The following is a 19,372-nucleotide window of genomic DNA, read 5'->3' as shown; positions in this document are numbered from 1 at the left end:
GACGCGCGTTGGTATACCAACCTGCTAGACTCGCCGGACCACGCCGCACCCGCGGCGTACCGACGTCAACGAGGAAGGGCCGGGCCGATGGGAAAGACGCTCGCCGAGAAGGTGTGGGACGACCACGTCGTGGTCAAGGGCGAGGACGGGAACCCGGACCTCCTCTACATCGACCTCCACCTCGTGCACGAGGTCACGAGCCCGCAGGCGTTCGACGGCCTGCGCCAGGCCGGCCGTCCCGTGCGCCGCCTCGACCTGACGATCGCGACCGAGGACCACAACACCCCGACGCTCGCGATCGACCGGCCGATCGCCGACCCGACGAGCCGCACCCAGATCGAGACCCTGCGCCGCAACTGCGCGGAGTTCGGTGTGCGCCTGCACTCGCTGGGCGACGAGGAGCAGGGGATCGTGCACGTGGTCGGCCCGCAGCTCGGCCTGACGATGCCCGGCATCACGGTGGTGTGCGGCGACTCGCACACCTCCACCCACGGCGCGTTCGGTGCGATGGCGTTCGGCATCGGCACGTCCGAGGTCGAGCACGTCCTCGCCACGCAGACCCTGCCGCTGAAGCCCTTCAAGACGATGGCGATCACGGTCGAGGGCACGTTGCGCCCCGGCGTCACGGCGAAGGACATCATCCTCGCCGTGATCGCGGAGATCGGCACCGGCGGCGGTCAGGGCTACGTGCTCGAGTACCGCGGGTCGGCCATCCGTGCGCTCTCGATGGAGGGCCGCATGACGATCTGCAACATGTCGATCGAGGCCGGGGCACGCGCCGGCATGGTCGCGCCCGACCAGACGACGTACGACTACGTCCAGGGCCGCGACCACGCACCGACGGGGCAGGACTGGGACGACGCCGTCGCGTACTGGGACACCCTCGCCACCGACGACGACGCCGTCTTCGACGCCGAGGTGTTCATCGACGCCGACGCGCTCGAGCCCTTCGTCACCTGGGGCACGAACCCGGGCCAGGGCGTGTCCCTCTCCGAGAGCGTCCCGGACCCCGCGGGCTACGACGACCCGAACGACCGGGCCGCGGCGCAGCGGGCGCTCGAGTACATGGACCTGCAGGCGGGCACGCCGATGAAGGACATCGCGGTCGACGCGGTGTTCATGGGCTCGTGCACGAACTCGCGCATCGAGGACCTCCGCGCCTTCGCATCGGTCATCCGGGGCCGCGAGAAGGCACCGGGCGTGCGCGTGATGGTCGTGCCGGGGTCCGCCCGGGTGCGGCTCGAGGCCGAGGCCGAGGGGCTCGACAAGGTCTTCACCGACTTCGGGGCGGAGTGGCGCTTCGCGGGCTGCTCGATGTGCCTCGGCATGAACCCCGACCAGCTCGCGCCGGGGGAGCGCTGCGCGAGCACGTCGAACCGCAACTTCGAGGGCCGGCAGGGCAAGGGCGGGCGGACGCACCTCGTGTCCCCGCTCGTCGCCGCCGCCACCGCCGTCCGGGGCACGCTCTCGAGCCCGTGGGACCTGGAGCACGCCGAGTCGAACACCGTCCTCGAAGGAGCAGTCTGATGGACAAGACCACCACCGTCACCGGGATCGCCGCGCCCCTGCAGCGCTCGAACGTCGACACCGACCAGATCATCCCGGCGGTCTACCTCAAGCGCGTGACGAAGACCGGCTTCGAGGACGCGCTGTTCGCCGGCTGGCGCCAGGACCCGGAGTTCGTGCTCAACCAGGAGCGCTACCAGGGTGCCCGCGTGCTCGTCGCCGGACCGGACTTCGGCACCGGGTCGAGCCGCGAGCACGCGGTCTGGGCGCTCCGTGACTTCGGCTTCCAGGTCGTGGTCTCACCCCGTTTCGCGGACATCTTCAAGGGCAACGCGGGCAAGCAGGGCCTGGTCACGGCGATCGTGACCGAACCGGAAGTCGAGCGGCTGTGGGCCGAGATCGCGGCGAACCCGGGCATCGAGGCGACCGTCGACCTGGTCACGCAGCGCGTGTCGCTCGGCGCGGTGGACGTGCCCTTCGAGATCGACGCCTACACTCGTTGGCGGTTGATGGAAGGGCTCGACGACATCGGGCTCACCCTCCGTGACGAGACCTCGATCACGGAGTTCGAATCCCGCCGCTCCCGATGGCGGCCGAAGACATTGCCGGTGAAGTAGTGAACTCCCTCGTACAGGACGCAGCAGCAGCAGGGGCCCGCGTGGGCCTGAAGTCGGACGAGATCGTCATCCGGGGCGGCAAGCCGCTCGTGGGACGCATCGAGGTCCGCGGCGCGAAGAACCTCGCGACCAAGGCCATGGTCGCGTCGCTGCTCGGTGACACCCCGTCGATCCTCAAGGACGTGCCGGACATCTCCGACGTCAAGGTCGTCCGCGGCCTGCTCGAGGTGCACGGTGTGCGCATCACCGACCCTGCACGAGGCGAGCTCATCCTCGACCCGTCGAACGTCGAGTCGGCGCACTTCGCCGAGATCGACGCCCACGCCGGTTCGAGCCGCATCCCGATCCTGTTCTGCGGCCCGCTGCTGCACAAGCTCGGCGAGGCGTTCATCCCCGACCTCGGCGGCTGCCGCATCGGCGACCGCCCGATCGACTTCCACCTCGACGCGCTCCGCGCGATGGGTGCCGTCGTCGACAAGCAGGTCAACGGCATCCACCTGACTGCCCCGGACGGCCTCAAGGGCGCGAAGATCGAGCTGCCGTACCCGAGCGTCGGCGCGACCGAGCAGGTCCTGCTGTCGTCGGTCCTCGCCGAGGGCGTCACCGAGCTCCGCAACGCCGCGATCGAGCCCGAGATCATGGACCTCATCGCGATCCTGCAGAAGATGGGCGCGATCGTCACGGTCGAGCCGAGCCGCACGATCTTCATCGAGGGCGTCGAGTCGCTCCGCGGGTACACCCACCGCGCGATCAACGACCGCAACGAGGCGGCGAGCTGGGCCTCCGCCGCGCTCGCCACGAACGGCGACATCTTCGTCGAGGGCGCCGACCAGCAGGACCTCATGACGTTCCTCAACGTCTTCCGCAAGGTCGGCGGTGGGTTCGACGTCCAGGAGGACGGCATCCGCTTCTACCGCGAGCGCGAGGTCCTGCGCCCGGTCGTCGTCGAGACCGACGTCCACCCCGGCTTCATGACGGACTGGCAGCAGCCGCTCGTCGTCGCGCTGACCCAGGCCGAGGGCACGAGCGTCGTGCACGAGACCGTCTACGAGAACCGCTTCGGCTTCACCGACGCGCTGAACGAGATGGGTGCCGACATCGTCGTGCACAAGGAGGGCCTGCCCGGGCACGACCGCCGGGTCGCCCGTCGCCCCTTCGAGCAGGCCGCCGTCATCACCGGCCCGACGACGCTGCACGCCGCGAACGTGCGCGTCCCCGACCTGCGCGGCGGCTTCAGCCACCTCATCGCGGCCCTGACCGCCGAGGGCGAGTCGCACATCACGAACGTCGGCATCATCAGCCGCGGGTACGAGCACTTCATCCCGAAGCTGCGGAAGCTCGGCGCCGACTTCGACTTCGCGGGCTAGCCCGGTGGCGGCTGACGCGACCGGTCGCGGTCCGGCAGACGGAGCAGGGGACGGCCTGGAGGCACGGCGCACGTCCGCGACGGACGTCACCACGGGCCTCCCGGTCCCGGGGCGCCGGTGGCGCCGCGGTGAGCTGAACACGGCGTTCCGCATCACCGCGTCCGTGGTCATCCCGATCTTCCGGTTCTCGGCGCGGTACCACTGGCACGGGCCGAAGCGACTGCCCGAGGACGGCGCCTTCGTGCTCGCCCCGAACCACTTCACGAACATCGACCCGCTCGTGGTGGGCACGGCCGTGTGGCTGTCCCGTCGCGCGCCGCGGTTCCTCGCGAAGGCGTCGATCTTCCGGGTGCCGGTGGTCGGCAAGCTCATGTCCGGCATGGGGCAGATTCCCGTCGAGCGCTCCGGCCGCACGCGCCTGAACGACCCGCTCGGCGGCGGGAGGTCCGTCATCGAGCAGGGCGGGGCGATCATCGTCTACCCCGAGGGCACGCTCACCCGCGACCCCGACCTGTGGCCGATGCGCGGCAAGACCGGCGCGGTGCGGATCGCGCTCGAGAACGACGTGCCGATCATCCCGATGGCCCACTGGGGCACGCAGCGGATCATGCCGCGGTACGCCAAGAAGCTGCGGCTCTTCCCGCCGTCGCGCGTCGACGTGATCGTCGGCGACCCGATCGACCTGTCGGCGTACCGCGGTCGTCCGCTCGACCAGAAGACGCTCGTCGAGGCCACCGAGGTCGTCATGCAGCGCATCACCGAGCTGCTCGAGGAGCTCCGCGGCGAGCAGGCTCCCGCGGAGCGCTGGGACCCGGCGGCGAACAACCAGAAGGAGACCGGCAAGTTTGAGTGACCACCGCCCGGGCCTCCGCCCGCACGAGGACCACCCGGACCCCGCCGTCGCCGCGCGCGGTGCGGTCGACACCGCCGCCATCCGCGTGGTGATGCAGTCCACCGACAAGCCGCGGGTCGCCGTGATCGGTGCCGGCAGCTGGGGGACCACCTTCGCCAAGGTGCTCGCCGAGGGCGGGGCGACGACGGTGCTCTGGGCCCGGCGTCCCGAGGTCGCCCGCGAGATCACCGAGACGAAGCGCAACTCCGGGTACCTGCCCGGCATCAACCTCCCGCGCACCCTCACCGCGTCGACCTCCCTCGAGCAGGTCCTCGCCGACGCGCAGCAGGTCTACGTGTCCGTGCCGTCGCAGTCGCTGCGGTCGAACCTCGACGCGATCGCGCCGCTGCTCGGCGACGACGTGCCGGTCGTCAGCCTGATGAAGGGCGTCGAGAAGGCCACGGGCCTCCGGATGAGCGAGGTGCTCCACGAGGGGCTCGGGATCGACCGTGACCGCATCGCCGTCGCGAGCGGCCCGAACCTGGCGCTCGAGATCGCGCGGCGGCAGCCGACCGCCGCCGTGGTCTCGTCCACGTCGATCGACACCGCCACCGCGGTGGCCGCGGTCGCCACGAACCCGTACTTCCGCTCGTTCACGAACACGGACGTCATCGGCACCGAGTTCGGCGGGGTGCTCAAGAACCTCATCGCCGTCGCGATCGGCATCGTCGACGGCGTCGGCTACGGCGAGAACACGAAGGCCTCGATCATCACCCGGGGCCTCGCCGAGATGACCGACTTCGCCGTGTCGCTCGGTGCGCAGCCCTCGACGCTGTCCGGGCTCGCGGGCCTCGGCGACCTCATCGCCACGTGCCAGTCGCCGCTGTCGCGGAACAACACGGCCGGCCGCCTGCTCGGCCAGGGGTACCGGTTCGACGAGGTCGTGCGGCAGATGGACCAGACCGCCGAGGGCCTGGCATCGGTCGCCCCGATCCTCGAGCTCGCGGCGGCGAACGGCGTCGACATGCCCATCGTGGGCCAGGTGGCCGAGGTCCTCGCCGGTAGGCTCGATCCGCGCAACATCGCGCCGCACCTCACCGAGACCGACGAGCCCCAGGGCGAGTGACCGGTCCGGGCCCGACCAGCAAGGGGACCCCCATGCCCACGATCGCCCCCGCGCCCACGACCGTCGCCGTGCTCTTCGGCGGCCGGTCCAGCGAGCACGAGATCAGCTGCGTCACCGCCGGCGGCATCATGGACGTCGTCGACCGCTCGGCGTACACGGTCGTGCCGGTCGGGATCACGAAGGACGGCGCGTTCACGCTGCAGTCCGACGACCCGGCCCAGTGGGCGCTCCGTGACGGCGCGCTGCCCACCGTGCCGGACAACGGCACGCGCGTGGCGTTCCCGACGTCGCCGGCGACGAAAGAGCTCGTCGTCTCCCACCCGGACGGCACGGTCGCCACGATCGCGGTGGACGTGGTGTTCCCGATCCTGCACGGCCCGTTCGGCGAGGACGGCACGGTCCAGGGGCTCCTCGAGGTCGCCGGGCTGCCGTACGTCGGCGACGGCGTGCTCGCGAGCGCCCTGGCGATGGACAAGCACACCGCGAAGGCGGTGCTCGAGCACGCCGGGCTCCGGGTGGCCCCGTGGACGACGGTCCTCCGGCGCGAGTGGACCGCCGACCCGGACGGGGTCGCCGGCACGGTCGCGACGCACGGCTGGCCGCTGTTCGTGAAGCCCGCGCGCGCCGGCTCCAGCATGGGCGTCTCGCGCGTCGACGAGCCCGCGCAGCTCGCGGCGGCGATGGACCTGGCGTTCGAGCACGACGCCAAGGTGATCGTCGAACCGCGGGTCGTCGGGCGCGAGGTCGAGGTCGCCGTGCTCGAGGGCCGCGACGGTGTGCCGCGCACGAGCCTGCCGGGCGAGATCGTCGTCGCCGAGGACGGCTTCTACGACTTCGCCGCGAAGTACCTCGGCGGGGACGAGGCACTGCTGTGCCCCGCGCCGCTGACCGACGACGAGACCGCGGCGATCCGGGCCATCGGCGCCCGCGCGTTCGACGCCATCGGCGGCGCCGGACTCGCTCGCGTCGACTGCTTCCTCACCGAGGACGGGTTCGTGGTCAACGAGGTCAACACCATGCCGGGCTTCACGCCCCTGTCGATGTACCCGCGCTGCTGGGCGGCGTCCGGGGTGTCCTACGGCGAGCTCGTCACGGAGCTCATCGAGCTGGGCCGCACCGCCGTCCGCTGACGTCGCGGGCGCGGCAGCCCCGCACGCGTCAGCCCTGCACGTCTCAGCCCTGCACGTCCGAGGGGTCGAGGCAGGCGTGTCCGTCCTTCGGCAGCAGCGACACGACGTCCGACAGGTCCTGGACGACCTGGTCCGTCGTCCTCGTGGTGTCGATGACGACCTGCACCGCGGGGGACCGGCCGAAGGTCGTGTAGACGACCTGCGCCCCGCGGTCGTCGCGGATCCAGTCGACGCCGCCCTTGCTGAAGCACGGCAGGTCGGACACCGTCGGCACCGCGACGCCGCAGTGGTACAGCGCCGCGGTCGGGTCGCCCCACGCTGCGGTCGACTGCGCGTCGGTGTTCCGCAGCGCCTGGTCGTTCCCGACGACCGCCGGGAGCCGGACCTGGACGGCGGCGCACTGGGCGGCGTCGGCCGACGGAGCCGGGGCCATCGACACGGCGTTCGAGCAGCCCGTCAGCCCGGCGGCGAGGGCGACGAGGACGCCCGCGATCGCGGTCCAGCGGAGGGGGCGGCGCACGGTGTCCATCGACGTCCAGGCTACCGTTGCCCCGTGGACGCGACGTACGAAGCCTGGACCGGACCGACCGCGGGGGACACGGTCGGCACGGCCGGTGAGCTGGCGGTCCTCGACCGGATCGTCCGACGCCTGCCCGCCGGCACACCCCTGCTCGGCCCCGGCGACGACTGCGCGGTCGTCGCCGCTCCGGACGGCCGCTTCGTCGTGACGACGGACATGATGGTGCACGGGCCGGACTTCCGCTGGGCGTGGTCGTCGCCCGCCGACGTCGGGTGGAAGGCGGCCGCGACGAACCTGTCCGACGTCGCCGCGATGGGGGCGGTGCCGACCGGGCTCGTGATCGCCCTCGCCGCACCGCAGGACACCCCCGTCGCGGTGCTCGAGTCCTTCGCGGACGGCGTGCGCGAGGCGGTGACGGCCCTGTCGCCCGGCTGCGGCGTCGTGGGCGGCGACCTGTCGACCTCCGCCACGTTCACGGTCTCGGTGACGGCGTTCGGCGACCTCGGTGGGCGGCCGCCCGTGCTCCGGTCGGGGGCCCGCGTCGGCGACGTGCTCGCGGTGTCCGGCGAGCTGGGCCGGGCGGCGCGTGGACTCGCGCGGCTGTTCCGGGAGGGCGTCGACCCGCAGGGTGAGCCCTCGCGGGCGGCGACGGTCGCGAGCGGAGCCGACACCGACCCGGACGTCGCCCGGCAGCGCCGTCCGGTGCCGCCGATCGCCGACGGTCCGGCCGCGGCCGCCGCGGGGGCGACCGCGATGCTCGACCTCTCCGACGGCCTGGCGATCGACGCCGGGCGCCTCGCCCGAGCCAGCCGGGTGACGCTCGCACTCGACGCGGACGGACCGCTCGACGCGACCCGACCGCTCGACGACCTCGCCCTCCACGGCGGCGAGGACCACGGCCTGCTCGCGACCTTCCCGCCGGACGTCGCGCTGCCCGGGGGCTTCCGCCGGATCGGGGTCGTCGTCGACCGCGGAGCCGCGGACCTGGTGCGCGGTGGTGCGCCGGTCCCGACGACCGGGTGGGACCCCTACGCCGACTGGGACGGCGCCGCGGGCTGACCGCCGGGCCCGCGCCGTGCCTCCCGGCCGGCGGTACCACGTGACGCGACGTCCCACGCATCGATCGACGCGCGTCGTGTCGCACGATGCACGTGCACCAGATGCACACGCATGTTGCGACTTCCCACGCGTCGATCGACGCGCGTCGTGTCGCACCAGGTGCGCCCCGCAGCCGGCCGAGCTCCGCCTCAGGACGGGGTGACGGCCTCCCAGGCCACCGTCTCCCCGTAGCTGCGCTTGCTGAACGGGGCGAGCCCCGTCGGCCACGTCGGCTCCGGCGACCGCTTGCTGCGCTCGACGACGACGACGGCCCCCGCCGTCAGCCGTGGCACGAGTGCCTCGAGCACGTCGGCGATCTCCTCCTCGGCGACGTCGTAGGGCGGGTCGACGAAGACGAGGTCGAAGGTCCGCACGGTGCTGCGCAGGTACCCGAGCGCGGGCTGCGGTTGCACGTCGATCCGGACCCGCGGGACCCGCTGCTGCACCGCCTTCGCGTTCGCACGACAGGCCTGGACGGCGGGTGCCGCGCGGTCGACGAGCACGACCTCGACCGCACCGCGCGACGCCGCCTCGAGCCCGAGCGCGCCCGTCCCCGCGTACAGGTCGGCGACCGCCGCGTCGTCGACGAGCCCCCGCGCCTCGAGCGACGAGAACAGGGCCTCGCGGACGCGGTCGCTCGTCGGCCGGGTGCCGGACTTCGGCACGCGGAGCGCGGTGGATCCGGCGGCGCCGGCGATGATGCGGGTCATGCAGCCACCGTAGCGGCGTGCGTGCCGTCCACAGGGCGGTCGGGAGGCACCCGGTGCGTCGGTCGCGCCCGGTACCGTGGTCGCGTGGTCACCTCCGACACCTCCGACGCCGCGGCACCGACGGAGTCCGCCGACCCCGCGGGACCCGCTGATATCGTCGGGCCTCCGGACCTCGGGCCCGCACCCCTCGACGCGCGGCTGGGCGGCGTGCTCGGCGGCCGGACGGCCAAGGCGATCGAGAAGGCGTTCGGGTACCGCACGGTCGGCGAGTTCCTCGAGCACGCCCCGCGCCGGTACGCGGAGCGCGGGGCGCTGACGGCCCTCGACTCGCTCGCGATCGGGGAGTCCGTGACGATCGTCGCCGAGGTCATCGACGTCCGTGAGCGCACGATGCGCGCCCGCCGCGGCTCGATCCTCGAGGCGAAGATCGGCGACGGGAAGGGCCTGCTCACCCTGACGTTCTTCAACCAGGGCTGGCGCACGAAGGACCTCGTGCCCGGCGCCCGCGGCATCTTCGCCGGCAAGGTGGGCGACTACCGCGGCGCCCGCCAGCTCGCCCACCCCGACTACGAGCTGTTCGACGCCGACGACCCGCGCGCCACCGCCGACCCCGAGGACGAGGAGGCGATCCGCTGGTCCCGCCAGCCGATCCCGATCTACCCGGCGACGGCCTCGCTCACCTCGTGGCAGATCGCGAAGGCGATGGCGGTCCTCCTCGACACCCTGCCCGACCTGCCGGACCCCGTCCCGGCACCCGCGCGCACGCGCCTCGGCCTGGTGCCGTTCCGTCGCGCCCTCGAGCTCCTGCACCGGCCGGAGAAGGTCGCCGACTTCAAGCGGGCGCAGGACGCCCTGCGCTACCGCGAGGCCTTCGTGCTGCAGACGGCGCTCGTGCAGCGGCGGATCGCGGCCCGCGCGACGGCGGCGACCCCGCGGACGGCGTCGAGCGGCGGCATCCTCGAGCGCTTCGACGCCTCGCTGCCGTTCACCCTGACCGACGACCAGCAGGCGGTGGGCGCCGAGATCGCGCACGACCTGGCGGGCGAGTGGCCCATGCACCGGCTCGTCCAGGGCGAGGTCGGCTCGGGCAAGACCCTCGTGGCGATCCGCGCGATGCTCACCGTGGCGGAGTCCGGCGGCCAGTCGGCCCTGATCGCGCCGACCGAGGTCCTGGCGGCGCAGCACCTCCGCTCGATCGTGAAGTTCCTCGGTCCGGACCTCGCCGCGGAGCTCCGGCCGGTCATCCTCACCGGCTCGCAGTCGACCGACGAGCGGCGTCGTGCCCTGCTCGCGGCCGCCTCCGGCAGCTCCCGGCTCGTCGTCGGGACGCACGCGCTCCTGGGCGACCGGGTCGACTTCGCCGAGCTCGGACTCGTGGTCGTCGACGAGCAGCACCGCTTCGGCGTGGAGCAGCGGGAGGCCCTGCGGACGAAGGGCGCGACGCCGCCGCACGTGCTCGTCCTGACGGCGACGCCGATCCCGCGCACCGTGGCGATGACGGTGTTCGGGGACCTCGACGTCTCCACCATCACCGGGCTGCCGTCCGGACGCGCGGGCATCGAGACCTTCGCGGTGGGCCTCGCCGAGCACCCCGGGTGGGAGGGGCGGATCTGGACGCGGATGGCCGAGGAGCTCGCCGCCGGGCGCCAGGCCTTCGTGGTCTGCCCGGCCATCGACGACGCGCACGCGGAGGACGACGGTGGCCCCGAGCCCGCCGAGGACGACACCCCGAAGCGCGCCCCGGCGACGGTGCTCGCGACGGCCGAGCGGATGCGGACGATGCCGGTCCTGCAGGGCCGGCGGATCGAGGTGCTGCACGGGCGCATGACCGCAGACGAGAAGGACCGCGTGATGACGTCCTTCGCGGCCGGCGACGTCGACGTGCTCGTGGCGACGACGGTGATCGAGGTCGGTGTCGACGTGCCGAACGCGTCGATGATGGCGGTCCTCGACGCCGACCGCTTCGGCGTCTCGCAGCTCCACCAGCTCCGCGGGCGCATCGGCCGCGGGCAGTACGCCGGCGTCTGCCTGCTCGTCACCACGGCCGAGGCCGAGACGACCGCACGCGAGCGCGTCGACGCGGTCGCGGCGTCCGACGACGGCTTCGAGCTCGCCCGGGTCGACCTCGAGCTCCGGCGCGAGGGCGACGTGCTCGGCGAGCGGCAGTCCGGCGGTCGGTCGTCCCTCAACCTGCTGCGCGTCGTCGAGCACGCCGACCTCATCGTCGACGCCCGAGGCGAGGCCGAGCGGGTCCTCGAGCCGGACCCGGAGCTCCGAGGGCACCCCGCGCTGCGCGAGGCCCTGGCCCGGCGCCTGGACGAGTCCGACGCCGCGTTCCTCGGCAAGAACTGACACCGGGCCGCCGGTATCGTCGGCGGCATGGCACAGATCGCGGTCGTCCCCGGTTCCTTCGACCCCGTGACCCTCGGGCACCTCGACGTGATCGGTCGTGCCGCCCGCTTGTTCGACGAGGTGCACGTACTCGTGGTGCACAACCCGGAGAAGCCGCCGGCGATGTTCGCCGCCGCCGACCGCGTGCGGCTCATCGAGCGGTCGCTCGCCGAGGTCGGCGTGCCGGACACCGTGCGGGTCGGGGAGTGGACCTCCGGGCTCCTCGTCGACTACTGCCGACAGGTCGGTGCCGGCGTGCTCGTGAAGGGCGTGCGGTCCGGCGAGGACGTGGCGTACGAGACGCCGATGGCGATCATGAACCGGCACCTGGCCGACGTCGAGACGGTGTTCCTCCTCCCGGAGGCCTCGCGGGCGCACGTGTCGAGCTCGCTCATCCGCCAGGTCGCCACGCTCGGGGGCGACGTGACCCCGTACGTGCCGGTCGTCGTCGCGGACGCGCTCGCGGAGCGTCTCGCACGCTGACACGCCGCGACCCGGGCGTCCTCGACGTCCGCCGCAGATCGCGGTAGACTCGTCGATCGTGTCTTCCCCCGTGAACAGCCCCTACGCCCTGCGCGTGCGCGACCTCGCGCACCGTCCGGGCGAGATGCGCGAGCACTCGCTCGACGTCGCGGCGCCGGACGCGATGGGAGCCGGCCTGATCGCCGTGCGCGAGGGCGCTCCGATGCAGCTCGACGTCAAGCTCGAGGGCCTCCACGAGGGCGTCCTGGTGTCCGGTCACGCCTCGGCCGAGGCGACCGGCGAGTGCTCGAGGTGCCTCATCGACATCAGCGAACCGGTCGAGGTCGATTTCGCCGAGCTCTTCGCGTACGATGTCTCGGAGGATTTCGACTTCTTCGTTCGCGACGACCACGTGGACTGCGAACCGGTCGTTCGAGATGCGGTGGTGCTGTCGCTGCCGTTCCAGCCGGTCTGCCGACCGGACTGCCCCGGCCTCGACCCCGTCACGGGTGAGCGGCTGGCCGACCTCGACGAGCACCCGGTGCACGAGGTCCTGGACCCCCGTTGGGCCGCACTGAGCGGATTCCAGGGTGCCGGCGACGACACCGACGGCAACACCCCCACCCAGAGCCCCGAGGGCGACGGCCGCACGGCCTGACGCTCCTCGCCCCTGACCACCGACCAACCGAAAGAGAACCACCATGGCCGTTCCCAAGCGCAAGCAGTCCCGTGCCAACACGCACGCCCGTCGTTCGCAGTGGAAGGCCGCGCCGGTCCAGCTCGTGAAGACGATCGAGAACGGCAAGGTCACCTACAGCCTCCCGCACCGCGCGAAGGTCGTCGAGGACTCGGCCGGCACCGCCCTGTACATGGAGTACAAGGGCCGCAAGGTCGCCGACGTCTGATCGGACACCGCACATGACAGCGACGTCCGGCGCCGCGGGGTCCCGCCCCGTGGGGTCGGACGTCGTTCGTCTGCAGGGCATCCTGGGGGTCGATCTCGACCTCCAGCTGCTCCAGCTCGCCCTGACGCACCGCTCGTACGCGTACGAGCACGGTGGGATCGGGCACAACGAACGCCTTGAGTTCCTCGGGGACTCCATCCTCGGCCAGGCCGTGACCGTGAAGCTCTTCCGGTCCTTCCCCGACCTCGACGAGGGCGAGCTCGCCAAGCGGCGCGCGAGCCTCGTCTCGACGGTCGCCCTCGCCGAGATCGCCCGGATGATCGGGCTCGGTGCCTACCTGCGCCTCGGCAAGGGCGAGGAGCAGACGGGCGGCCGTGACAAGGCGTCCATCCTCGCCGACACGGTCGAGGCCGTCATCGGCGCGACGTTCCTGTCCGCCGGCCCCGACGACGCGACCGCGCTCGTGCTGCGCCTCGTCGAGCCGCTCCTGGTCGACCCCGCCCGCTTCGGTGCGGCGATGGACCCGAAGACGAGCCTGCAGGAGCTCGCCGCGAGCCTGACCCTCGGCAACCCCGCCTACCGCGTGACGGAGGAGGGCCCGGACCACGACAAGACGTTCCACGCCACCGTCGTGCTGCAGGGCGAGGACGTCGCGACCGGCTCCGGCTCGAGCAAGAAGACCGCCGAGATGGCCGCCGCGCTCGAGGCGTGGACGCGCCTGTCCGGCCGGGCGGCCTGACCGCGTGCCCGAACTCCCCGAGGTCGAGGTGGTCCGCGCCGGCCTCGAACCCGCCGTCAGCGGTGCGCGCGTGCTGCACGTGGACGTCGTCGACGACCGTGCGCTCACCCGGCACGACGGCCCCGCAGAGGACTTCGCCGAGCGGCTGACCGGCCGGACCATCGCCGCGGCCGTGCGCCGCGGCAAGTTCATGTGGTTCCCGCTGGTGCCCGAACACGACGGCGACCGTCCCGAGGCGCTCGTCACGCACCTGGGGATGTCCGGCCAGGTGCTGCTCGGCCGCGGTCGCCCGGCCGCGAAGCACCGCCGCATCCTGATCGACGTGCATCCGACCGGTCCCGACCGCGACGGCCGTCCGGAGGAACCGGTCGAACTCGAGTTCGTCGACCAGCGCACCTTCGGGTCGATGGCGATCGACGCGATGGTCCCGACGATCGACGGTGCCCCGGCCGGTGCCGCCGGCGCGGTCGACGAGCGGGAGCCGGACGCGGCGTGGCGGCGGAGCATCCCGACGCAGGTCTCGCACATCGCCCGCGACCCGCTCGACCCCGCGTTCGACGACGACCGGTTCGTCGCGACGGCACGGAAGCGTTCGAGCGGCATCAAGCGCGTCCTGCTCGACCAGGGTGTCGTGAGCGGCATCGGCAACATCTACGCCGACGAGTCGCTGTGGGCTGCGCGACTGCACTTCGACCGGCCCGCGGAGCGCCTGCCCCGCGCCGACCTGCACCGGCTCCTCGCCGAGGTCCGCAGCGTCCTCGGCCGGGCGCTCGAGGACGGCGGCACGAGCTTCGACGCGCAGTACGTCAACGTCAACGGGCAGTCCGGGTACTTCTCGCAGCGCCTGGCGGTGTACGGGCAGCAGGGGAAGCCGTGCCCGCGGTGCGGCACGACGATCGTCCGCGAGGCCTTCATGAACCGGTCGAGCCACCGCTGCCCCGTGTGCCAGCCCGCTCCGCGCCTGCGCAGGCGTTAGCCTGCCCGGAAGCGAGAGACTCCGGAGACCCGCATGCACTTGAAGAGCCTGACCATCAAGGGGTTCAAGTCCTTCGCGCAGCCGACGACGTTCGCGTTCGAGCCGGGTGTCACCTGCATCGTCGGGCCGAACGGGTCGGGCAAGTCCAACGTGGTGGACGCCCTCGCCTGGGTCATGGGGGAGCAGGGCGCGAAGACCCTCCGCGGCGGCAAGATGGAGGACGTCATCTTCGCCGGGACCTCGACGCGCGGCCCGCTCGGCCGCGCGCAGGTGCTCCTGACGATCGACAACAGCGACGGGCTCCTGCCGATCGAGTACGCCGAGGTGACGATCTCCCGCACGCTGTTCCGGAACGGCGGGAGCGAGTACGCCATCAACGGCGAGAACTGCCGTCTGCTCGACGTGCAGGAGCTCCTGAGCGACACCGGGCTCGGGCGCGAGATGCACGTCATCGTCGGGCAGGGCCAGCTCGACAAGGTGCTGCACGCCACCCCGGAGGACCGCCGCGGCTTCATCGAGGAGGCCGCCGGGATCCTCAAGCACCGCCGGCGCAAGGAGAAGACGCTCCGCAAGCTCGACGCGATGCAGACGAACCTGACCCGGTTGTCCGACCTCGCGGGGGAGATCCGGCGCCAGCTGAAGCCGCTGGGCCGACAGGCCGAGGTCGCGCGCAAGGCACAGTCCGTCGCCGCGGTCGCGCGTGACGCGAAGGCGCGCATCCTCGCGGACGACGTGGTCCGGCTGCGCCGCGAGCTGCACGAGCACCAGGCGGTCGAGACGGGTCGGAAGTCCGAGCGGGTCGTCCTGCAGGAACGCCTCGACCAGACGCGCGCCCGACAGCAGCAGGTCGAGCAGAGCATGGTCGGGGACGACGTCGATCGCGCCCGCACCGTGGTGCACCGCCTGGAGAGCGTGCAGGAGCGCCTCCGCGGCCTGTCGAGCCTGGCCAACCAGCGGCTCGTGTTCCTCGCGCAGCAGGCCGACGCCCCGCAGCAGGGACCGACGATCACCCCGGAGCGGGTGGAGGGTGTCCGCGCCGAGGCGGAGCGGCTCGAGGCGCGCGCTGCCGAGATGACCGCCGGCTCCGGTGCCGCCGCCGCGGCCGTGCAGGACGCCCGTGCCCGACTCGACGCACTCGACGAGGAGATCGCCGCGCAGGCCGCGCGTGTGTCCCGGCACGACCTCGAGGCCCAGCGGTTCGGCGCCGCCGTCGACGTCGCCCGCTCGCGTCGCACGTCCGTCGTCGCCGACCGCGACCGTCGGGCCCGTGCCCTCGCGGAGGCCGAGGACCGCGCCGCCCGTGCCACGGCGGCACTCGAGGAGATCGGCCTCGATCCCGCGGAGGGCGTCGACGTCGACGCCCTCGCCACGGCGCACGACGAGGCGCGGCAGGAGCTCGAGCGCACGCAGACCGCACGCGACGCCCTCCGCGACCGGCTGCACGCCCTCGAGCGCGAGCGGGACGCCCTGGACGCCCGCGTCGCCGCGCTCGGCATGTCGATCGACGTCCGTGACGGCTCGCAGGCCGTGGTCGACGCCCGGCGCGACGGCGTGCTCGGTCGCCTCGCCGACGCGCTGACCGTCGAGCCCGGGTTCGAGGCGCCGGTCGCGACGGCGCTCGACGGCCTGGCCGACGCCGTGCTCGCCGCCGACCGGGGCACCGCCCTCGCCACGGTCGCGCACGCCCGCGAGGCCGACCTCGGCCGCGTGGACGTCGTCGTCGCCGACGCCGTCGTCGACGGTCCGGGGCTGCCGAGCACGCTGCCGGCCGGTGTCCGGCCGGCGCTCGACGTGGTGCAGGGTCCGGCCGCGCTGACCGCGGTGCTCCGGACGACGCTGGTCGCGGTGGACGAGGACGTCGACCTGGAGTCCGTGCTCGCCGCCGCCCCGCACGCGACGGTCGTGACGCGCTCCGGTGACCTCGTGCGCACCGTCCGCGTGACCGGTGGCGGTGCCCGCACCGTGTCCCGCATCGAGCTCGTGGCCGAGCGGGACGACGCGCAGGGCCGTCGTGACGCGGTGGCGACGGACGCGGCCGACGCGGCCACGGGCCTCCAGGCCGCGCGCACCGCCGTCGACGAGGCCCGCCGCCGTGCCGAGGAGGCCGACCGGGCGCTCCGCGCGCACACCGCGGCGAAGGCCGAGTACGACCGGTCGAGCGCGTCCACGCGGGCGAAGGCCGAGAACGCCGTCGCCGAGGTGGACCGGCTGCGCGCCTCCCTCGCCGAGACGGACGGGGCGATCGAGACCGTCGACCGTGCCGTGCGCGAGGCCGAGGAGGCCCGGCGGGTCTTCGACGAGGGACCACGACCGGTCGTCGACGCCTCCGGGCGGCCCGCGCTGCAGGAGGCGCTCGAGGGCGCGCGTGCGGCGCAGATCGAGCAGCGGATCCAGGTCGAGACCGTGCGCGAGCGGGCGCGGTCGGAGCGGAACCGGGCGGCGGGGCTGCAGCGGCAGCTCGAGGCCGAGCGCGCTGCTGCCGAGGAGGCAGCGCGCCGGGCGGTCGTCCGGCGCGCCCAGATCGCGGTGGCCGAGGACGTGCTCGCGGACCTGCCCGGTGTGCTCGCCGCGGTCGACCGCTCGCTCGCGGAGGCCCGGGTCCGGCTCGCGACCGAGGAGTCGGAGCGCACGAAGCGCAACACCGAGCTGCAGGTGATCCGGAACGAGGAGCGTGAGCTCCGCGACCGGCTGCAGACGATCACCGACGGCGTGCACTCGCTCGAGATGGAGATCTACGAGAAGAAGCTGCACGTGTCCGGCGTGCTCGACCGCGCGCAGAGCGAGCTCGGGCTGGGGGAGGCCGTGCTCGTCGCGGAGTACGGTCCCGACGTCCCGGTACCGGTCGACGTGCTGGTCGACCCGCGGGTGCTCGCCCGCCGGCACCGCGAGGCCGAGCGTGCCCGGGCGGCCGACGCAGCGGCCCGGGGCGACGAGGACCCCGCGGAGGACGTCGACGACGCGGACCTCGTGCCGGCCGAGTCGACCCTGCCCGGCGGACCCGCGCTGCCCGAGTTCGACGCCACCGACGGAGTGGACCGCGCCGACGTCGAGACCGTGCCGTACGTCCGCGCCGAACAGGAGCAGCGGCTCGCGGCGGCCGAGCGGGACCTCGGCCGGCTCGGCAAGGTGAACCCGCTCGCACTCGAGGAGTTCCAGGCGCTCGAGCAGCGGCACGCGTTCCTCGCGGAGCAGCTCGACGACCTGCAGAAGACCCGGACGGACCTCCTCACGATCATCGAGGAGCTCGACACGAAGATGCAGACGATCTTCGAGTCGGCGTACAACGACACGAAGGCCGCGTTCGACGTGGTGTTCCCGATCCTCTTCCCGGGCGGGACGGGGTCCATCACGCTGACGAACCCGGACGACATGCTCGCGACGGGGCTCGACGTGCAGGTGAAGCCCGCCGGCAAGAAGATCGACCGGCTCACCCTGCTCTCCGGCGGGGAGCGGTCGCTCGCGGCGGTGGCACTCCTGGTGGCGATCTTCACCGCGCGCCCGTCGCCGTTCTACATCATGGACGAGGTCGAGGCGGCGCTCGACGACGCGAACCTCGGACGACTGCTCACGGTGTTCGAGCGGCTCCGCGAGTCCTCGCAGCTCATCGTCATCACGCACCAGAAGCGCACGATGGAGATCGCCGACGCGCTGTACGGCGTCTCGATGCGGCAGGACGGCGTGTCCGCCGTCGTCGGTCAGCGGGTGCAGCGGCGCGAGCCCGCGGTCGCCTAGCGGACGCGGGGGCGGACGGACGGGAGGCGCGGTGCCGGCCGGCACCGCGCCTCCCGTCCGCAGACCGTCGCGACTACTCCGCGTCGGCCGTCACCGGCTCCTTCGGCTCGCCCGTCGGGGTGAGACCGCGCTCCTGGCGCTTCTTCGAGACCACCAGCGACGCGACCGTCGCGACGGCGATCGTCAGCGCGATGAAGCTGAGCGAGAACCAGATCGGGATCTCCGGCGCCCACTCGATGTGCTCGCCGCCGTTGATGAACGGCAGCTCGTTGACGTGCATGGCGTGGAAGACGAGCTTCACACCGATGAAGGCGAGGATGACCGCCAGGCCCTGCCCGAGGTAGATGAGGCGCTCGAGCAGCCCCGCGATGAGGAAGTACAGCTGGCGCAGGCCCAGGAGCGAGAACGCGTTCGCGGTGAACACGATGAACGCGTCCTGGGTCAGACCGAAGATCGCCGGGATCGAGTCGAGCGCGAAGAGCACGTCGGTGAGGCCGATCGCGACCATGACGAGCAGCATCGGGGTGAAGAGGCGCTTGCCGTCGACCTTCGCGGTCAGCTTGTCACCGTGGTAGTTGTCCGTGGTCGGGATGATGCGGCGCAGGATGCGGATGAGCCGGGAGTCGCCCTCCTCGGCACCGTGGTCGTTCCCGCTGCGGGCCTGCGACCAGGCGAGCCAGAACAGCAGCGCACCGAACAGGTAGAAGACCCACGAGAAGTTCTCGATGATCGTGACGCCGAGGGCGATGAAGACACCGCGGGCAACCAGGGCGATGGCGACGCCGACCAGCAGCACCTTCTGCTGGAACTCCTTCGGCACCGCGAAGCTCGACATGATGATCAGGAAGACGAACAGGTTGTCGACCGACAGGGCCTTCTCGGTCAACCACCCGGCGAAGTACTCACCGCCGGCCTGGCCGCCGCCGAACACCAGGATGCCGACACCGAACAGGATCGCGAGGCCGACGTAGAACGCCGACCAGAACGCGGACTCCTTGATGTGCGGCACGTGCGGCGTCCGCACGTGGGAGTAGAAGTCGAACACCAGCAGCGCGAGGATGCCCGCGATGGTGAGGAGCCAGACGTAGAGGGGAACGTCCATCGGATGTCCTTCAGGTATGGGCGCACGTGGGTACGCCGAGGCCTGAAGGTCTCCTCCGCCGCGTCGACCAGATGGTCCGACACGACCGGCGTCCCGGGTCTGGATCGTCCCAGACCGTACTGACGGGTGCGCCGAAGTGGAGTACTCCCCTTCAGGACC

The 19,372-nt window shown here is 72.6% G+C and carries 17 protein-coding genes; 14 read left to right on the top strand and 3 right to left on the bottom strand.

The genetic code is table 11. From position 1 onward, the window contains the following. The first annotated feature begins 87 nt into the window (after positions 1-87). The 6 genes from leuC to QUG92_RS16145 all read left to right on the top strand — a co-directional run bounded on the left by leuC (position 88) and on the right by QUG92_RS16145 (position 6,578). Positions 88-1,527 (top strand): 3-isopropylmalate dehydratase large subunit, encoded by a 1,440-nt coding sequence (gene leuC, locus QUG92_RS16170; protein WP_182047924.1) that lies wholly within the window; start codon positions 88-90, stop codon positions 1,525-1,527. After that, positions 1,527-2,123, top strand: coding sequence for a 3-isopropylmalate dehydratase small subunit (gene leuD / locus QUG92_RS16165; RefSeq protein ID WP_069710660.1), 597 nt, complete (start codon positions 1,527-1,529; stop codon positions 2,121-2,123). The genes leuC and leuD overlap by 1 nt, the downstream gene beginning before the upstream one ends. Then, the gene (gene murA, locus QUG92_RS16160; RefSeq protein ID WP_289459972.1) at positions 2,123-3,490 is read left to right on the top strand and encodes a UDP-N-acetylglucosamine 1-carboxyvinyltransferase; all 1,368 of its coding nucleotides are present in this window, start codon (positions 2,123-2,125) and stop codon (positions 3,488-3,490) included. Before leuD ends, murA begins: the two co-directional genes overlap by 1 nt. Positions 3,491-3,494: 4 nt before the next feature. Continuing rightward, entirely contained in the window at positions 3,495-4,343 is an 849-nt protein-coding gene (locus tag QUG92_RS16155; protein WP_259346266.1) for a lysophospholipid acyltransferase family protein, read from the top strand. Between the two features lie 91 nt (positions 4,344-4,434). Beyond that, a complete protein-coding gene (locus QUG92_RS16150; RefSeq protein WP_069711316.1) occupies positions 4,435-5,448 on the top strand; it encodes an NAD(P)H-dependent glycerol-3-phosphate dehydrogenase in 1,014 nt (337 codons plus the stop codon). A gap of 32 nt (positions 5,449-5,480) precedes the next feature. Continuing rightward, on the top strand, positions 5,481-6,578 hold the full coding sequence (locus QUG92_RS16145; protein WP_289459971.1) for a D-alanine--D-alanine ligase family protein: 1,098 nt from the start codon (positions 5,481-5,483) through the stop codon (positions 6,576-6,578). A 43-nt stretch (positions 6,579-6,621) separates the two neighbouring features. On the opposite strand, the gene QUG92_RS16140 is transcribed toward QUG92_RS16145, so the two are convergent. Continuing rightward, complete coding sequence (locus tag QUG92_RS16140; RefSeq protein ID WP_182047921.1) at positions 6,622-7,107, bottom strand: DUF3515 family protein; 486 nt, start codon at positions 7,105-7,107, stop codon at positions 6,622-6,624. 24 nt (positions 7,108-7,131) lie between these two features. Between QUG92_RS16140 and thiL the strand changes: the two genes are divergently transcribed. After that, on the top strand, positions 7,132-8,157 hold the full coding sequence (thiL, locus tag QUG92_RS16135) for a thiamine-phosphate kinase (RefSeq protein WP_289459970.1): 1,026 nt from the start codon (positions 7,132-7,134) through the stop codon (positions 8,155-8,157). A gap of 188 nt (positions 8,158-8,345) precedes the next feature. On the opposite strand, the gene QUG92_RS16130 is transcribed toward thiL, so the two are convergent. Beyond that, complete coding sequence (locus tag QUG92_RS16130; RefSeq protein ID WP_182047919.1) at positions 8,346-8,906, bottom strand: RsmD family RNA methyltransferase; 561 nt, start codon at positions 8,904-8,906, stop codon at positions 8,346-8,348. Between the two features lie 153 nt (positions 8,907-9,059). Here QUG92_RS16130 and QUG92_RS16125 point away from each other — a divergent pair, with 153 nt between their 5' ends. The 7 genes from QUG92_RS16125 (at position 9,060) to QUG92_RS16095 (ending at position 18,111) form a co-directional block, all read left to right on the top strand. Next, positions 9,060-11,258, top strand: a complete 2,199-nt coding sequence (locus tag QUG92_RS16125) for an ATP-dependent DNA helicase RecG (protein ID WP_289459992.1) — start codon at positions 9,060-9,062, stop codon at positions 11,256-11,258. Positions 11,259-11,285: 27 nt separating this feature from the next. Then, entirely contained in the window at positions 11,286-11,780 is a 495-nt protein-coding gene (gene coaD, locus QUG92_RS16120) for a pantetheine-phosphate adenylyltransferase (RefSeq protein ID WP_289459969.1), read from the top strand. A gap of 70 nt (positions 11,781-11,850) precedes the next feature. After that, entirely contained in the window at positions 11,851-12,417 is a 567-nt protein-coding gene (locus QUG92_RS16115; RefSeq protein ID WP_289459991.1) for a YceD family protein, read from the top strand. A 43-nt stretch (positions 12,418-12,460) separates the two neighbouring features. Continuing rightward, a complete protein-coding gene (gene rpmF, locus QUG92_RS16110) occupies positions 12,461-12,664 on the top strand; it encodes a 50S ribosomal protein L32 (protein WP_058728177.1) in 204 nt (67 codons plus the stop codon). A gap of 13 nt (positions 12,665-12,677) precedes the next feature. After that, on the top strand, positions 12,678-13,403 hold the full coding sequence (rnc, locus tag QUG92_RS16105; RefSeq protein WP_069710667.1) for a ribonuclease III: 726 nt from the start codon (positions 12,678-12,680) through the stop codon (positions 13,401-13,403). A gap of 4 nt (positions 13,404-13,407) precedes the next feature. Beyond that, a complete protein-coding gene (mutM, locus tag QUG92_RS16100; protein WP_289459968.1) occupies positions 13,408-14,379 on the top strand; it encodes a bifunctional DNA-formamidopyrimidine glycosylase/DNA-(apurinic or apyrimidinic site) lyase in 972 nt (323 codons plus the stop codon). Positions 14,380-14,412: 33 nt separating this feature from the next. Then, positions 14,413-18,111: a chromosome segregation SMC family protein gene (locus QUG92_RS16095; RefSeq protein ID WP_289459967.1), complete on the top strand. Its 3,699-nt coding sequence runs from the start codon at positions 14,413-14,415 to the stop codon at positions 18,109-18,111. A 73-nt stretch (positions 18,112-18,184) separates the two neighbouring features. Here the strand turns inward: QUG92_RS16095 and QUG92_RS16090 are convergent, their stop codons facing one another. Then, positions 18,185-19,213 (bottom strand): TerC family protein, encoded by a 1,029-nt coding sequence (locus QUG92_RS16090; RefSeq protein WP_289459966.1) that lies wholly within the window; start codon positions 19,211-19,213, stop codon positions 18,185-18,187. Positions 19,214-19,372: the final 159 nt, after the last annotated feature.

The sequence above is a fragment of the Curtobacterium citri genome, assembly GCF_030362955.1.
Lineage (GTDB): Bacteria > Actinomycetota > Actinomycetes > Actinomycetales > Microbacteriaceae > Curtobacterium > Curtobacterium citri.
The sequence above is the reverse complement of the archived record's forward strand: the minus strand, read 5'-3'. Positions and strand labels throughout refer to the sequence as shown.

What these genes read in the sequence shown, in the direction of transcription:
- rnc (WP_069710667.1), top strand. Translation starts at nt 12,678, where the DNA reads ATGACAGCGACGTCCGGCGCCGCGGGGTCCCGCCCCGTGGGGTCGGAC.
- leuD (WP_069710660.1), top strand. Translation starts at nt 1,527, where the DNA reads ATGGACAAGACCACCACCGTCACCGGGATCGCCGCGCCCCTGCAGCGC.
- QUG92_RS16145 (WP_289459971.1), top strand. Translation starts at nt 5,481, where the DNA reads ATGCCCACGATCGCCCCCGCGCCCACGACCGTCGCCGTGCTCTTCGGC.
- leuC (WP_182047924.1), top strand. Translation starts at nt 88, where the DNA reads ATGGGAAAGACGCTCGCCGAGAAGGTGTGGGACGACCACGTCGTGGTC.
- QUG92_RS16150 (WP_069711316.1), top strand. Translation starts at nt 4,435, where the DNA reads ATGCAGTCCACCGACAAGCCGCGGGTCGCCGTGATCGGTGCCGGCAGC.
- coaD (WP_289459969.1), top strand. Translation starts at nt 11,286, where the DNA reads ATGGCACAGATCGCGGTCGTCCCCGGTTCCTTCGACCCCGTGACCCTC.
- rpmF (WP_058728177.1), top strand. Translation starts at nt 12,461, where the DNA reads ATGGCCGTTCCCAAGCGCAAGCAGTCCCGTGCCAACACGCACGCCCGT.
- QUG92_RS16095 (WP_289459967.1), top strand. Translation starts at nt 14,413, where the DNA reads ATGCACTTGAAGAGCCTGACCATCAAGGGGTTCAAGTCCTTCGCGCAG.
- QUG92_RS16090 (WP_289459966.1), bottom strand. Translation starts at nt 19,213, where the DNA reads ATGGACGTTCCCCTCTACGTCTGGCTCCTCACCATCGCGGGCATCCTC.
- QUG92_RS16130 (WP_182047919.1), bottom strand. Translation starts at nt 8,906, where the DNA reads ATGACCCGCATCATCGCCGGCGCCGCCGGATCCACCGCGCTCCGCGTG.
- QUG92_RS16140 (WP_182047921.1), bottom strand. Translation starts at nt 7,107, where the DNA reads ATGGACACCGTGCGCCGCCCCCTCCGCTGGACCGCGATCGCGGGCGTC.